The sequence below is a fragment of the Cupriavidus sp. FW216-B1 genome, from assembly GCF_058789195.1.
In genome coordinates this window covers 1-13,188 of record NZ_JBYTEL010000032.1, presented here as the reverse complement: position 1 = coordinate 13,188, position 13,188 = coordinate 1, and the positions used below count along the sequence as shown (strand labels likewise).

The following is a 13,188-nucleotide window of genomic DNA, read 5'->3' as shown; positions in this document are numbered from 1 at the left end:
GCTTGGTCACGGGCTTGGCTTATTGGCGCTGGGCGTCGGCGCTTTACAGCACCACGTTGACGAGGCGCCCCGGCACCACCACGATCTTCTTGGGCGCGGCGCCGTTGGCGAACTTGGCGACGGTCTCGCTGGCGGCGGCCACGGCCTCGATGGCGGCGCGGTCGGCATCGGCCGGCACCGTCAGGCTGCCGCGCACCTTGCCGTTGATCTGCAGCACCAGTTCGAGCTCGCTCTGCACCAACGCGGATTCGTCCACCTGCGGCCACGGCGCGTCGAGCAGGTCGCCGTACTGCGTGGCGTAGCCGAGTTCCTGCCACAGGCCGTGGGTGATGTGCGGCACCACCGGGTACAGCACGCGCAGCAGGATGCCGAAGCCCTCGCGGCGCGCGGCCGGGGTGGCGGCCTTGGCGCCTTCGAGCGCGTTGAGCATCTTCATGGTGGCGGACACCACGGTGTTGTACTGGATGCGCTGGTAGTCGTAGTTGGCCTGCTTGAGCACGCCGTGCAGCTCGCGGCGCAGCGCCGCGTCGCCGTCGCCGTACTGCGCGCCGGCGCCGGCCGCGGCGATCGCCCCGGCGTTGGCATGGCCGTAGTTCCACACGCGGCGCAGGAAGCGCGACGCGCCTTCCACGCCGGAGCCGCTCCATTCGAGCTGCTGCTCGGGCGGCGCGGCGAACATGACGAACAGGCGCGCGGTGTCGGCGCCGTACTGGTCGATCAGGGCCTGCGGGTCGATGCCGTTGTTCTTGGACTTCGACATCTTCTCCACGCCGCCGATCACCACCGGCTGGCCGTCGGCCTTGAGCACGGCGCCCAGCGGGCGGCCGCGCTCGTCGGTGCTGACCTCGACCTCGGCCGGGTTGTACCAGGTCTTCTTGCCGGCCGCGTCCTCGCGGTAGTAGGTGTCGTTGAGCACCATGCCCTGAGTGAGCAGGTTGGTGAACGGCTCGCCGAACCCGACCAGGCCCATGTCGCGCATGACCTTGGTCCAGAAGCGCGCGTACAGCAGGTGCAGGATGGCATGCTCGATGCCGCCGATGTACTGGTCCATCGGCATCCAGTAATCGTTGCGGCCGTCGACCATCGCGGCGGCGTCCGGGCTGGTGTAGCGCATGTAGTACCAGCACGAGTCGATGAAGGTGTCCATCGTGTCGGTCTCGCGCCGCGCCGGCTTGCCGCACGACGGGCACGCGCACGCGAGGAAGCGCGCGTCCTTGGCCAGCGGGTTGCCGGTGCCGTCCGGCACCAGGTCTTCGGGCAGCACCACCGGCAGGTCCTGCTCGGGCACCGGCACCACGCCGCAGTCCTCGCAGTGGATCAGCGGGATCGGCGTGCCCCAGTAGCGCTGGCGCGAGATGCCCCAGTCGCGCAGGCGCCAGGTGGTCTTCTTCTCGCCGAGGCCCTTCGCGCCGAGGTCGGCGGCAATCGCCTCGACCGCCGCCTGGTAGCCGAGGCCGTCGTACCTGCCGCTGTGGATGCAGGTGCCGTGCTCCTTGTCGCCGTACCATTCCTGCCACGCTTCGGTGGAGAACGGCTGGCCCTTCACGTCGACCACCTGCCGGATCGGCAGGCCGTACTTGTTGGCGAAGGCGAAGTCGCGCTCGTCGTGCGCGGGCACGCCCATCACGGCGCCGTCGCCGTAGCTCATCAGCACGTAGTTGCCGACCCACACCTCGACCTGCTCGCCGGTGAGCGGATGCGTCACCTTCAGGCCGGTGGGCATGCCCTTCTTTTCCATCGTGGCCATGTCGGCTTCCATCACCGAGCCGTGCTTGCACTCGTCGATGAAGGCGGCCAGCGCCGGGTTGGCGGCGGCCGCGTGCGCGGCCAGCGGGTGCTCGGCGGCGACCGCGCAGAAGGTCACGCCCATGATGGTGTCGGCGCGCGTGGTGAACACGTACAGCTTGCCATCGCCGATCGGCTTGCCGTCGTCGCCGGCGATGTCGTGCGGGAACGCGAAGCGCACGCCCACGCTCTTGCCGATCCAGTTCTGCTGCATGATCTTGACGCGCTCGGGCCAGCCGAGGCCGTCGAGGTCGCCCAGCAGTTCCTCGGCGTACTCGGTGATGCGCAGGTAGTACATCGGGATCTCGCGCTTTTCCACCAGCGCGCCCGAGCGCCAGCCGCGCCCGTCGATGACCTGCTCGTTGGCCAGCACGGTCTGGTCGACCGGGTCCCAGTTCACGGTGCCGGTCTTGCGGTAGGCGATGCCCTTTTCCAGCATCTTGAGGAACAGCCACTGGTTCCAGCGGTAGTAGTCCGGGCTGCAGGTGGCGACCTCGCGCGACCAGTCGATGGCCAGGCCCATCGACTGCATCTGCTTCTTCATGTACGCGATGTTGTCGTAGGTCCAGGCCGCCGGCGCCACGCCGTTGTTGAGCGCGGCGTTCTCGGCGGGCATGCCGAACGCGTCCCAGCCCATCGGCATCAGCACGTTGTGTCCCGTCATGCGCAGGTGGCGCGCCATCACGTCGTTGATGGTGTAGTTGCGCACGTGTCCCATGTGCAGCTTGCCCGACGGGTACGGCAGCATCGAGCAGGCATAGAACTTCGGCTTCTCGCTGCCGTCGGCCAGCGTTGCCTGTTCCGTCACGCGGTAGGCATCGATGGCTTGCCAGTGTTGCTGGGCGGCTTGTTCAACGGCGGAGGGAAGGTATTTGTCGTGCATGTTCAGGACAACGGCGAGGCGCGTTGACGGGCGGAAAAGCGTGGAAAAGAAAAGCGGCGGGCTGCCTTGCGGCGCCCGCCTGCGCTGGAATGCCGAAAGTGCCGATTATAACCGTCGGGACAGACGGCGCGGCACGGCCCCCTTACTTGAGGCCCAGCACGTCCTGCATGTCGAACAGGCCGGCGGGCTTGTCGGCCAGGAACAGCGCCGCGCGCACCGCGCCGTCGGCGTAGGACTGGCGGCTCGACGACTTGTGCGTGATCTCGATGCGCTCGCCGATGCCGGCGAACATCACGGTGTGGTCGCCCACGATGTCGCCGCCGCGCACGGTGGCGAAGCCGATCGACTGCGGGTCGCGCGGGCCGGTGTGGCCTTCGCGCGCGAACACGCCGCAGGTCTTGAGGTCGCGGCCGAGCGCCTTGGCCACCACCTCGCCCATCGCCAGCGCGGTGCCGGACGGCGCGTCCACCTTGTGGCGGTGGTGGGCCTCGATCACCTCGATGTCGTAGCCCGAGGACAGCAGCTTCGCCGCCATCTCCAGCAGCTTGAAGGTGGCGTTCACGCCCACGCTCATGTTGGCGGCGAAGACCACGCCGATGCGCCCGGCGGCCGCGGCCAGCGCGGCGCGGCCGGCGTCGTCGAAGCCGGTGGTGCCGATCACCATCTTGACGCCGAGGCGCTCGGCCACGGCGAGGTGCGCCAGCGTGCCTTCGGGGCGGGTGAAGTCGATCAGGCAGTCGGCGCCGGCCAGCGCCGCCTCGATGTCGGACGTGATCGTCACGCCGGTGGCGCGGCCCAGCACCAGCCCGGCGTCCTGGCCCAGGGCCGGCGCGCCCGGCACGTCCAGCGCGCCGGTCAGGGTCACGCCTGCGGTGGCGAGAACGTGTTCGATCAGCATGCGGCCCATGCGGCCGGAGGCACCTGCGATGGCGATATTCATGGCGTGTCAGCTAGCGGAAAAAAAGGCCGGCCACGCGGCCGGCCGGTGTCCGGGCGCGGCGGCCCGGCGGGACATTCAGTTCGCGGGCGGCTGGCCGCCGACCGGCGCCGAGGCGGAATCCTCGGTCAGCTTGCCGGAGATCGGGCTGGCGGCGGGGGCCGGGGCGGCGCTGCCGGCGGGGCTGGACGCCGCTGCATCCGTTGGGGCGGCCGGAGCGGCCGGAGCAGCCGGCGCGGCGGCATCGGCCGCCGCGGTGGCGGCGGGCTGCGCGGGCGGCGTCGCGCCGACCGCCGAAGCCGCCGCGGCCGCGTCGATGTCCCGGCGCAGCGGACGCTGGTTGGCCTGCAGGGCCTTCATGCCGTCGATCTCGGCGATCAGCTCGTATTCGGACGGCAGCTCGTCGCCGCCGAACTTGACCAGCTTGTCGCCGTCAAAGAAGACCGTGTAGTGGCGCTGCTGCACCACCGGGGTGTTGCCGCGGCGGAACGAGAAGAAGTAGTCCCAGCGGTTGCCGTGGAAGACGTCGGTCAGCAGCGGCGTGCCGAGCAGGAACTTGACCTGGTCGCGCGTCATCCCTTCGCGCAGCTGGGACGCGGCCTCGCGCGAGACGAAGTTGCCTTGCACGATGTTGATACGGTACGGCGTGATCGCGTTGGCGAGCTTGCGCGACGTATTGTCATAAGTGGAGCACGCTGCCATCAGCACGGCAGCGGCCAGCACAGAAGTAACCAGCGTCGGACGCATGGCGGACGAACGAAATGAACGCATGTATCTCGCTTCTAGAAGGGAGAGGAAAGTGCCGGTTCCGGCCCCCGCGGCCATTGCCACGGGACGGCTGGGGCGATGCATCATCGCGGGCGCAGCCTGGGGCAGCCGGCGGCGCCCAGGCAACCGCCGAGGCGACTTTTGCCGCCAAAACCCTTATGATTCAATAATCCAGACATTGTACTCTAGGGAGTCACGCCCATGCCGAGTCCGGCGGACCTCAAAAATATCGGTCTCAAAGCGACCGTACCCCGTCTGAAGATCCTCGAGATCTTCCAGACCAGCGAGCAGCGCCACCTGAGCGCGGAGGACGTTTATCGCATCCTGCTCAACGAACAGATGGACATCGGCCTTGCAACCGTCTATCGCGTGCTGACCCAGTTCGAGCAGGCGGGCCTGCTCTCGCGCAACAACTTCGAATCCGGCAAGGCCATCTTCGAGCTCAACGAAGGCAGGCACCACGACCACCTGGTCTGCATCGACTGCGGCCGCGTCGAGGAATTCTACGATTCCGAGATCGAGCGGCGCCAGCAGAGCATCGCCAGCGAACGCGGCTTCGCGCTGCAGGAGCATGCGCTGTCGCTGTACGGCAACTGCATCAAGCAGGACTGCCAGTTCCGCCCCAAGCGCTGACCGCCCCGCCCGCGGCAGGCGGGATCCTCTCGGCGACCACGAAAAAAAACCGGCGCGATGCGCCGGTTTCTTCTTCTGGGCGAGCCGCGCCGCGGCGGCGCTCAGGACTGCCGCTCGTCCTGCTCGGCGACGATGTGCAGGCCGCGCGCGGCGGCCGGCACGCCGACGAATTCGCCCACCACCTGGCGGAACAGCCCGCGCGCCCACACCAGCATCGGGTGGGTGTTGCGGCTGCGGTGCCAGAACATGTTCAGGCCCAGCGTGGTGTTGATCTCGGCCGGCAGCGGGAACGCGTTGAGGCCGTAGGTCTCGCAGGCCATGTCCTTGGTCAGCGCGTTGACCGTGAAGATCAGGTCGGTCTGCGCCGCCAGCTCGGACTGCGCGCGCCACGAATGCACGGTCAGCGTGGCGTTGCGCTTGAGCCCGCGCTGCTGCAGCGCGTAGTCCAGCGGGATCAGCGACGGCGCCGGGCGGCTGGTGCCGCCCGAGTGCGCCATGAAGATGTGGCCGCAGTCGAGATACTGCTCGAGCGTGCAGGTGCCCTTGAGCACCGGATGGTTCTTGCGCGCGCACACCCAGAGGTTCAGCGAAGTGACCATCTCCTCCACGATCTCGGGGTGCCGGGTCGGGAACGGCGAGAACGCCAGGTCCAGCTCGTTGCCGCGCATCGCGGCCACGTCGGACTCCCACGAGTGCGACTCGACCAGCTTGATGTGCAGCTCCGGCGCCAGCTGCTTGATGCGCAGGATGAAGCGGTTGAACACCGTATCGCCGAGTTCGGCGGCGAAACCGATGTTGAGCGTGCCGGTGGCGGTGGCGGGATCGAAATTGTCGGCGTCGCCCTCGTTGATCGAGGACCACAGGTCGAGCATGTCGCGGATCTTGGGGCCCAGTTCCAGGGCTCGCGGCGTCGGCGTGAGGCCGTGCGGCACGCGGATGAAGAGCGGGTCGTCGAAGATCTCGCGCAGGCGGCCCAGCGAATGCGATACCGCGGGCGCGGTCATGTGCATCTTTTCCGCGACGTAGGTCGCGTTCCGCTTGCTAAGCAACTCGGTAAAAATCACGAGAAGCTTGGTATCCACGTTCACCATGATCTCGCCCAGGTTAGATTGGAGGTTGCGAATGACATTGGCGTCACTTGCATAGGCTGCACATCAGTATTTCCAGCACTTTATCAGTGTAAGAGCAAAGCCGGGCGTGGAACAGGATTTCCACGGGCCCGGCCCCGCCCGCAGGCGGCCGATCGCTGGAATTGCCGGCGGGATGGCGCGAGATCCCGCCAACGGGACCCCCGGCGCGCCCCGGCCGGCGCGGGCAGCCTGGACGGCCTTACCTGGCCACCACGCGCGCCATTTCCAGCACCTTGTTGGAATAGCCCCATTCGTTGTCGTACCAGCTCACGACCTTGATGAAGGTCGAGTCCAGCGCGATGCCGGCTTCGGCGTCGAAGATCGAGGTGCGCGCATCGCCGCGGAAGTCCGTGGCGACGACCTTGTCCTCGGTGTAGCCCAGCACGCCCTTGAGCGCGCCCTGGCTTTGCGCCTTCATCTCGGCGCAGATCTCGGCGTAGCTGGCGGGCTTGTCCAGCTCGACGGTCAGGTCGACCACCGACACGTCGGAGGTCGGCACGCGGAACGACATGCCGGTCAGCTTCTTGTTCAGCTCGGGGATCACCACGCCCACGGCCTTGGCGGCGCCGGTCGACGACGGGATGATGTTTTCCAGGATGCCGCGACCGCCGCGCCAGTCCTTGTTGGACGGGCCGTCGACGGTCTTCTGCGTGGCGGTGGCGGCGTGCACGGTGGTCATCAGGCCGCGCTTGATGCCCCACTTGTCGTTGAGCACCTTGGCCACCGGGGCCAGGCAGTTGGTGGTGCAGCTGGCGTTGGAGATGATCGCCTCGCCCTTGTACGTCTCGTGGTTCACGCCGTACACGAACATCGGGGTGTCGTCCTTGGACGGGGCCGACATGATGACCTTCTTCGCGCCCGCGTCGATGTGCTTCTGCGCGCCTTCCTTGGTCAGGAAGATGCCGGTGGACTCGACCACCACGTCGGCGCCGACCTCGCCCCACTTGAGCTCGGCAGGGTCCTTGACGGCGGTCAGGCGGATCTTCTTGCCGTTGACCACCAGCGTGTTGCCGTCGACCGACACTTCACCGTCGAAGCGGCCGTGCACCGAGTCGTACTTCAGCATGTACGCCAGGTAGTCGGGCTCGAGCAGGTCGTTGATGGCGACCACTTCGAGGTCCTTGAAGTTGGCGATGGCGGCGCGGAACACCATGCGCCCGATGCGGCCGAAGCCGTTGATGCCGATCTTGATGGTCATGTTTATCTCCTGGGTAGCCTGACGATCGATGAATGCAAGAAAGCGTTTGCCGGACCGGGGCGGCCATGCCGGCCGCGCGGGTCCGGCGGGCGGATCACTGTGCCAGCGTGTCGCGCACCGTGCGCACGACGTTCTCCACCGTGAAGCCGAAATGCTTGAACAATACGCCGGCCGGCGCCGACTCGCCGAAGGTGTCGATGCCGACCACGGCCTGGACCTGGTACTTCCACCAGAAATCGGTGACGCCCGCCTCGACCGCCACGCGCGGCACGCCCGCCGGCAGCACCGAGGCCTTGTAGGCGGCGTCCTGCTTGTCGAACACGGTGGTCGCCGGCACCGAGACCACGCGCACGTGCACGCCGTCGACGGCCAGCTGCTCGGCCGCGCCCACGGCCAGGCCGACTTCCGAGCCGGTGGCGACGATCACGGCGTCGGGCAGGCCGGTCTTGGGATTGTTGCCTTCGCGCAGCACGTAGCCGCCGCGCGCGATGTTGGCGCGGGTGGCGTCGCTGCGCTTCTGGAACGGCAGGTTCTGGCGGCTGAAGATCAGGCAGCTCGGGCCGTTCTCGCGGCGCACAGCCTGGGCCCAGGCGACCGCGGTCTCGGTGGTGTCGGCGGTGCGCCAGACGTCCATGTTGGGGATCAGGCGCAGGCTGGCGACGTGCTCGATCGACTGGTGGGTCGGACCGTCCTCGCCCAGGCCGATGGAGTCGTGGGTGAACACGAACAGCGTGCGGATCTTCATCAGCGCGGCCATGCGCAGCGCGTTGCGGCTGTAGTCCGAGAAGGTCAGGAAGGTGCCGCCGTAGGGGATGTAGCCGCCGTGCAGCGTGATGCCGTTCATCACCGCGCTCATGCCGAACTCGCGCACGCCGTAGTTGATGTGGTTGCCCCAGGCATCCACGCGCACGGCCTTGCTGCCCGACCAGTTGGTCAGGTTGGAGCCGGTCAGGTCGGCCGAGCCGCCGAGGAACTCGGGCAGCACCGGGCCGAACGCCTCGATGGTGTTCTGGCTGGCCTTGCGCGTGGCGATGGTCTCGGCCTTTTCCTCGCACTTGGCGAGGAAGGCGTCGACGGCGGCGTCGAACGCGCCGGGCAGCTCGCCGCGCATGCGGCGCTGGAATTCGCCGGCTTCATACGGGAAACGCTCGGCATAAGCCTCGAACAGCGCGGTCCAGGCCTTCTCCAGCGAGCCGCCGCGGGCCTTGGCATCCCACGCCGCATAGACTTCGGCGGGCACCTCGAACGGGGAATGGGTCCAGCCCAGCGCTTCGCGCGTGGCCAGGATCTCGGCGCCGCCGAGCGGCGCGCCGTGCACATCGTGGCCGCCTTCCTTGTTCGGCGCGCCCTTGCCGATCAGCGTGCGGCAGCAGATCAGGGTCGGGCGGTCACTGGACTTGGCCTCGGCGATGGCGGCGTCGACGGCGGCGGCGTCATGGCCGTCCACCGCGCGGATCACGTTCCAGCCGTAGGCTTCGAAGCGCATGGGCGTGTCGTCGGCGAACCAGTGCTCGACGTCGCCGTCGATGGAAATGCCGTTGTCGTCCCACAGCGCCACCAGCTTGTTCAGGCGCAGCGTGCCGGCCAGCGAGCAGGCCTCGTGGCTGACGCCTTCCATCAGGCAGCCGTCGCCGAGGAACACGTAGGTGTGGTGGTTGACGATGTCGAAGCCGGGGCGGTTGAATTCCTCGCCCAGCAGGCGCTCGGCCAGCGCCATGCCGACCGCGTTGGTCAGGCCCTGGCCCAGCGGGCCGGTGGTGGTTTCCACGCCCGGCGTGATGCCGTATTCGGGATGGCCCGCGGTCTTGCTGTGCAGCTGGCGGAAGTTCTTCAGCTCGCTGATCGGCAGGTCGTAGCCGGTCAGGTGCAGCAGCGCGTAGAGCAGCATCGAGCCGTGGCCGTTGGACAGCACGAAGCGATCGCGGTCGGCCCACTTGGGGTTGGCCGGATTATGCTTCAGATGACGGCCCCACAGCGCCACCGCGATGTCCGCCATGCCCATCGGCATGCCGGGATGGCCTGAATTGGCCTGCTGGACGGCGTCCATCGCCAGGACGCGGATGGCGTTGGCCATGAGTTGGACGGGCTGCGAAGCGTGCGGACTGGCGGCGGGATGAGCGAGGTGAGACATGCGGCGGGGACCTGGCGGCGGGAAAAGCGCAATTTTACCAGAACGAAACGGGGAGTCCGCCCGCCCCGCCCCCGCGCGCGGGCGCTTTTCGACAGCGCCGGCGCACCCGCGTAAGATGCTCGTTCGCACCGCGCGCCGCGCCGCCGAGGCCGGCGCAGCGCGGTTTCCCGCAACCAGGAAACGACAGGAGACGATCATGACGAGACCGGCCAACACGCCCTGGCTCACCCCCTACCTGACGGTGGCCAGCGGGCGCGGCGCGCTCGACTTCTACCACCGCGCGTTCGGCTTCAGCGCCGGCAACGTGGTCGACGAGAACGGCGTGCCGACGCACGCCGAAATGCACTACCGCGGCGAGCTGGTCGTGATGTTCGCGCCCGAGGGCGCCTGGGGCAGCACGGCGCGCACGCCGCGCTCGCTCGGCGTCGAGTGCCCGCAGACCTTCTATGTCTATTGCGACGACGTGGACGCCATGCACGCGCGCGCCGTGGCCGCCGGCGCGGTCAGCCTGATGGCGCCCGCCGACCAGTTCTGGGGCGACCGCTATTGCATGGTGGAGGACCCCGACGGCTACCGCTGGGGCTTCGGCAAGCCGCTGGAAAAGAAGGACGGAACCGCCTGATGCCGCCTCGTTTCTTCATCGACGCGGCGCTGGCCGCGCAGACCGAGATGGCGCTGCCGGAAGCGGTAGTGCGCCACGCGCAGGTGCTGCGCCTGAACCCCGGCGACGACATCACGCTGTTCGACGGCCGCGGCGGCAGCCACGCCGCCACGCTGCTGGAACTCGGCAAGCGCCATGCGCTGGCGCGCATCGGCGGCCACGACCCGGCCGAGGCCGAACTGCCGTTCCGCGTCACGCTGGCGCAGGGCCTGGCCGGCGGCGACAAGATGGACTGGCTGATCGAGAAGGCGGTGGAGCTCGGCGTGAGCGCGATCCAGCCGCTGCAGGCGGCCCGCTCGGTGGTGCGCCTGGTGGGCGAGCGCGCGCACAAGCGCCAGGCGCACTGGCAGGCGCTGGTGGAGGCGGCCTGCGAGCAATGCGGGCGCAACCGGCTGCCCGCGGTGGCGCCGGTGGCCACACCGGACGCCTGGCTGGCGGCGCAGGCCGGGCCGGAGGCGGCGCCAGGCGCGCGCCTGCTGGTCTCGCCACGCGCCGGCCAGTCGCTGGTATCGTTTGCCACGGAGCACCGGCAGGGCCTGCTGGACGGCGGCGTGACGCTGCTGATCGGGCCCGAGGGCGGGCTGTCGCCGGAGGAAGAGGCGGCGGCGCTGCGCGCCGGTTTCACAGCGGTGTCACTCGGGCCGCGCATCTTGCGTACCGAAACCGCGGGGCTTGCCTGCCTGGCCGCGCTCAACGCGGTGCTGGGCGGATTCTGACGGCAACGGGCCATCCGGGCCCCGCGCCGCATTTCACCGAAGGAGTCGATCATGGGACTACTCGATAGCGTGCTGGGCGGTGTGCTCGGGCAGCGCGGCAGCGGCGAAGCGGGCGCGGGCGGCGGGCTGAGTCCGAAGATGATGATGGCGCTCGGCCTGCTGGCCATGCTGGCGATGCGCCACAAGGGCGGCGAGGCCGACGCGGCCGCGCCGCAGGACCCCGCGGCCGCCGGCGGGCTCGGCGGATTGGGCGGGCTGGGCGGACTCCTCGGCGGGCTGCTCGGCGGCGGTGGCGCTGCCGCCGGCGCCCCGTCCGGCGGGATCGACCTCGGCGGCCTGCTGGGCGGGCTGCTCGGCGGCCAGGGCCAGCAGGGCGGCGCGCCCGCGCTCGGCGCCGCGGCCGGCGGCATCGGCGCCCTGCAGGAAGTGCTGGCGCAGGCCGGCCTGGGCGAGCAGGTCAGCTCGTGGATCGGCACCGGCGACAACCAGCCGGTCTCGCCGTCGCAACTGGCCGGCGCGCTCGGCGGCACCGGCGCGCTCGAATCGCTGGCCAGCTCCACCGGCCTGTCGGCCGACGACGTGGCCGCGCACCTGAGCGAGGGCCTGCCGGAACTGATCGACAAGCTCACCCCGGGAGGCCAGGTACCGCCGGCGGCATAGGCGGCGGCCGCACCGCCGGCCGGCAGACCGGCCGGCCAAGGCAAAAGCAAAAGGCCCGCTCAGGCGGGCCTTTGTCATGGCATCCCGGCTTCCGGCCGGCGCGGCCTCAGGCGGGCACTTGCGCGCGATTCACGCGGGATGATTCACGCGAGATTCACGCAAACGAGTAGAACACGCGGAACTGCACCTTGCGCTCGGCCCAGAACTCGGCGGCGTCGCGGAATACGTCGAGCAGGACCTCGCGCCCTTCCTTGTCGAACTTCTGCGCGATCGGCAGGCCTTCGAGCACGATCACGAAACCGGGCTGCGCGCCGGCCTTGTGGATCAGGTCGGTGAGGCAGTCGGCCAGCGCGTCGAAGTTCTTGCCGAAATGCTTCGGGAACAGGAAGCTGGTGGCGATGGTGTCCAGCACCTCGGCCTTGCTCTGGCAATGCGCGCAGTTGGCGTACAGGAAATGCTGACCCAGCTCGGCCGCTGCCTGGGCAAGCTCAGGCACGCGGAACGCGCGGATCGACTGGACGATGTTCGGACGCACCGTCTTGAACAGGTTCATGGCTCCCTCTTTGCTACCGTCGGTGCCGGCTGCGGGAACAGGTGCGAGCGGCGGTTGGTGCGAGAGCTCGTTGCGAGGCATCATCAACACATTGTCGTAAAGATTCCGGGCCTGGGTCTGCGCCCGCTGCCAGCCATCTCCGGCGCCGCGCTCTTCGCGGGCGGCAAGGGCGTCGCCCAGTCCGAAAATGTCAGTCATCATTTGGCTATCCGTTTGAAACTGTTGTAGTGGTCGTCCGTGTAATAGCAGTCGTTGGTGGCGCGTCGATCACCGCCACATACGATCCGTCTGGCTCCCCGGTTCCGGCTGTTTGTTTTCACCGTATATTCGCGGTAATAGTCGCGCGGCTTCCGCGGCAGGGCACGCTCGTAGTTGCCGAATCTCGAGCCGTCCTTCGCATACGGAAACGGGCCGCCCGCCTCGATGCGCTCCATCGTCAATTGCGCTTCGTTGGGCAACTGCTGCAGCGGGATGGTTCCCGCATCCGCCATGCCGGCCGCGGGCGCCTCGCGCGCCTGCACCGGCTGCAGCAATGCGCACGACACCGCCACGCCCGCCAGCACCCGGCCTGCGGCCCGTGCCAGTCCCGCGGCGGAACCTGCGGCTGAAATCCATTGCGATGCGCGCTGCGTCAAAGGAATCTGGGAACCCACGTTGCTAGTCTTGTTTGGAGGCGCCCACAGGAAGATTCCGGCGCGGCAGCGCGATTCCCGCGCCGCCCCGCGGCTGCCTTCCTGCCTGCGCCCCGGACAGCGTGCGCGAAAAACGGTGGCATCAAAAACGGTGGCATCGTCGCGCAGGTGTACCCAACGCGCGCTTTAAGGGCATAAGGTTACGCGCATGCCGCCAAATAATCAATCCCCTGCGCCTGCTAACAGCGGAAAACTCCAATTGTTTCAAGGTGTTATTAACATGTGTGCGCGCACTTACCCTGCGCTTTGCTCCGCGCCGCGGCGCGCGCGCCGGGCATAAAAAAAGCCGGGCAAGCCCGGCTTTTCCGTGCGGCAGCCAGCTTAGCGCTTGGCCGCGGCATCGACCACCACCAGCGCCGTCATATTGACGATGCGGCGCACCGTGGCCGACGGCGTGAGGATGTGCACCGGCGCCTTGACCCCCAGCAGGATCGGCCCGAT

Annotated in this window: 13 protein-coding genes; 4 read left to right on the top strand and 9 right to left on the bottom strand. The window is 68.6% G+C overall.

From position 1 onward, the window contains the following. Nucleotides 1-43: 43 nt before the first annotated feature. The 3 genes from leuS to AC3WXD_RS33005 form a co-directional block, all read right to left on the bottom strand. Nucleotides 44-2,668, bottom strand: a complete 2,625-nt coding sequence (gene leuS, locus AC3WXD_RS33015; protein WP_492325518.1) for a leucine--tRNA ligase — start codon at nt 2,666-2,668, stop codon at nt 44-46. A 142-nt stretch (nt 2,669-2,810) separates the two neighbouring features. Then, nucleotides 2,811-3,608: a 4-hydroxy-tetrahydrodipicolinate reductase gene (gene dapB / locus AC3WXD_RS33010; protein ID WP_029044384.1), complete on the bottom strand. Its 798-nt coding sequence runs from the start codon at nt 3,606-3,608 to the stop codon at nt 2,811-2,813. A 75-nt stretch (nt 3,609-3,683) separates the two neighbouring features. Beyond that, nucleotides 3,684-4,376: an outer membrane protein assembly factor BamE gene (locus AC3WXD_RS33005; protein WP_492325517.1), complete on the bottom strand. Its 693-nt coding sequence runs from the start codon at nt 4,374-4,376 to the stop codon at nt 3,684-3,686. Nucleotides 4,377-4,574: 198 nt separating this feature from the next. Between AC3WXD_RS33005 and fur the strand changes: the two genes are divergently transcribed. Continuing rightward, nucleotides 4,575-5,006 (top strand): ferric iron uptake transcriptional regulator, encoded by a 432-nt coding sequence (fur, locus tag AC3WXD_RS33000; protein ID WP_020206869.1) that lies wholly within the window; start codon nt 4,575-4,577, stop codon nt 5,004-5,006. A gap of 101 nt (nt 5,007-5,107) precedes the next feature. Here fur and AC3WXD_RS32995 read toward each other — a convergent pair whose 3' ends face one another. The 3 genes from AC3WXD_RS32995 to tkt all read right to left on the bottom strand — a co-directional run bounded on the left by AC3WXD_RS32995 (nt 5,108) and on the right by tkt (nt 9,465). Beyond that, complete coding sequence (locus tag AC3WXD_RS32995) at nt 5,108-6,097, bottom strand: LysR family transcriptional regulator (protein WP_020206870.1); 990 nt, start codon at nt 6,095-6,097, stop codon at nt 5,108-5,110. Between the two features lie 238 nt (nt 6,098-6,335). Beyond that, a complete protein-coding gene (gene gap / locus AC3WXD_RS32990) occupies nt 6,336-7,334 on the bottom strand; it encodes a type I glyceraldehyde-3-phosphate dehydrogenase (protein WP_020206871.1) in 999 nt (332 codons plus the stop codon). A gap of 94 nt (nt 7,335-7,428) precedes the next feature. Then, nucleotides 7,429-9,465: a transketolase gene (gene tkt, locus AC3WXD_RS32985; RefSeq protein ID WP_492325516.1), complete on the bottom strand. Its 2,037-nt coding sequence runs from the start codon at nt 9,463-9,465 to the stop codon at nt 7,429-7,431. A 196-nt stretch (nt 9,466-9,661) separates the two neighbouring features. Between tkt and AC3WXD_RS32980 the strand changes: the two genes are divergently transcribed. Genes AC3WXD_RS32980 through AC3WXD_RS32970 form a run of 3 tightly spaced genes read left to right on the top strand, consistent with a single transcriptional unit; the run spans nt 9,662 to nt 11,502 of the window. Then, nucleotides 9,662-10,087 (top strand): VOC family protein, encoded by a 426-nt coding sequence (locus AC3WXD_RS32980; protein WP_454732212.1) that lies wholly within the window; start codon nt 9,662-9,664, stop codon nt 10,085-10,087. Beyond that, entirely contained in the window at nt 10,087-10,842 is a 756-nt protein-coding gene (locus tag AC3WXD_RS32975) for a 16S rRNA (uracil(1498)-N(3))-methyltransferase (protein WP_492325515.1), read from the top strand. The genes AC3WXD_RS32980 and AC3WXD_RS32975 overlap by 1 nt, the downstream gene beginning before the upstream one ends. A gap of 51 nt (nt 10,843-10,893) precedes the next feature. Beyond that, complete coding sequence (locus AC3WXD_RS32970; protein WP_029044426.1) at nt 10,894-11,502, top strand: YidB family protein; 609 nt, start codon at nt 10,894-10,896, stop codon at nt 11,500-11,502. A gap of 154 nt (nt 11,503-11,656) precedes the next feature. Here the strand turns inward: AC3WXD_RS32970 and AC3WXD_RS32965 are convergent, their stop codons facing one another. The 3 genes from AC3WXD_RS32965 to AC3WXD_RS32955 form a co-directional block, all read right to left on the bottom strand. Further along, nucleotides 11,657-12,256, bottom strand: coding sequence for a barstar family protein (locus AC3WXD_RS32965; protein ID WP_029044427.1), 600 nt, complete (start codon nt 12,254-12,256; stop codon nt 11,657-11,659). Continuing rightward, complete coding sequence (locus AC3WXD_RS32960) at nt 12,253-12,639, bottom strand: guanyl-specific ribonuclease (protein ID WP_369796944.1); 387 nt, start codon at nt 12,637-12,639, stop codon at nt 12,253-12,255. The genes AC3WXD_RS32965 and AC3WXD_RS32960 overlap by 4 nt, the downstream gene beginning before the upstream one ends. 429 nt (nt 12,640-13,068) lie before the next feature. After that, a partial coding sequence (locus tag AC3WXD_RS32955; RefSeq protein ID WP_492325528.1) for a phosphate acyltransferase occupies nt 13,069-13,188 on the bottom strand: 120 nt, incomplete at its 5' end.

Bases quoted from the DNA above. Each gene is read 5' to 3' on its own strand.
- leuS (WP_492325518.1), bottom strand. From the start codon at position 2,668: ATGCACGACAAATACCTTCCCTCCGCCGTTGAACAAGCCGCCCAGCAA.
- gap (WP_020206871.1), bottom strand. From the start codon at position 7,334: ATGACCATCAAGATCGGCATCAACGGCTTCGGCCGCATCGGGCGCATG.
- AC3WXD_RS33005 (WP_492325517.1), bottom strand. From the start codon at position 4,376: ATGCGTTCATTTCGTTCGTCCGCCATGCGTCCGACGCTGGTTACTTCT.
- AC3WXD_RS32975 (WP_492325515.1), top strand. From the start codon at position 10,087: ATGCCGCCTCGTTTCTTCATCGACGCGGCGCTGGCCGCGCAGACCGAG.
- dapB (WP_029044384.1), bottom strand. From the start codon at position 3,608: ATGAATATCGCCATCGCAGGTGCCTCCGGCCGCATGGGCCGCATGCTG.
- AC3WXD_RS32970 (WP_029044426.1), top strand. From the start codon at position 10,894: ATGGGACTACTCGATAGCGTGCTGGGCGGTGTGCTCGGGCAGCGCGGC.
- AC3WXD_RS32995 (WP_020206870.1), bottom strand. From the start codon at position 6,097: ATGGTGAACGTGGATACCAAGCTTCTCGTGATTTTTACCGAGTTGCTT.
- tkt (WP_492325516.1), bottom strand. From the start codon at position 9,465: ATGTCTCACCTCGCTCATCCCGCCGCCAGTCCGCACGCTTCGCAGCCC.
- AC3WXD_RS32965 (WP_029044427.1), bottom strand. From the start codon at position 12,256: ATGATGACTGACATTTTCGGACTGGGCGACGCCCTTGCCGCCCGCGAA.
- AC3WXD_RS32980 (WP_454732212.1), top strand. From the start codon at position 9,662: ATGACGAGACCGGCCAACACGCCCTGGCTCACCCCCTACCTGACGGTG.
- fur (WP_020206869.1), top strand. From the start codon at position 4,575: ATGCCGAGTCCGGCGGACCTCAAAAATATCGGTCTCAAAGCGACCGTA.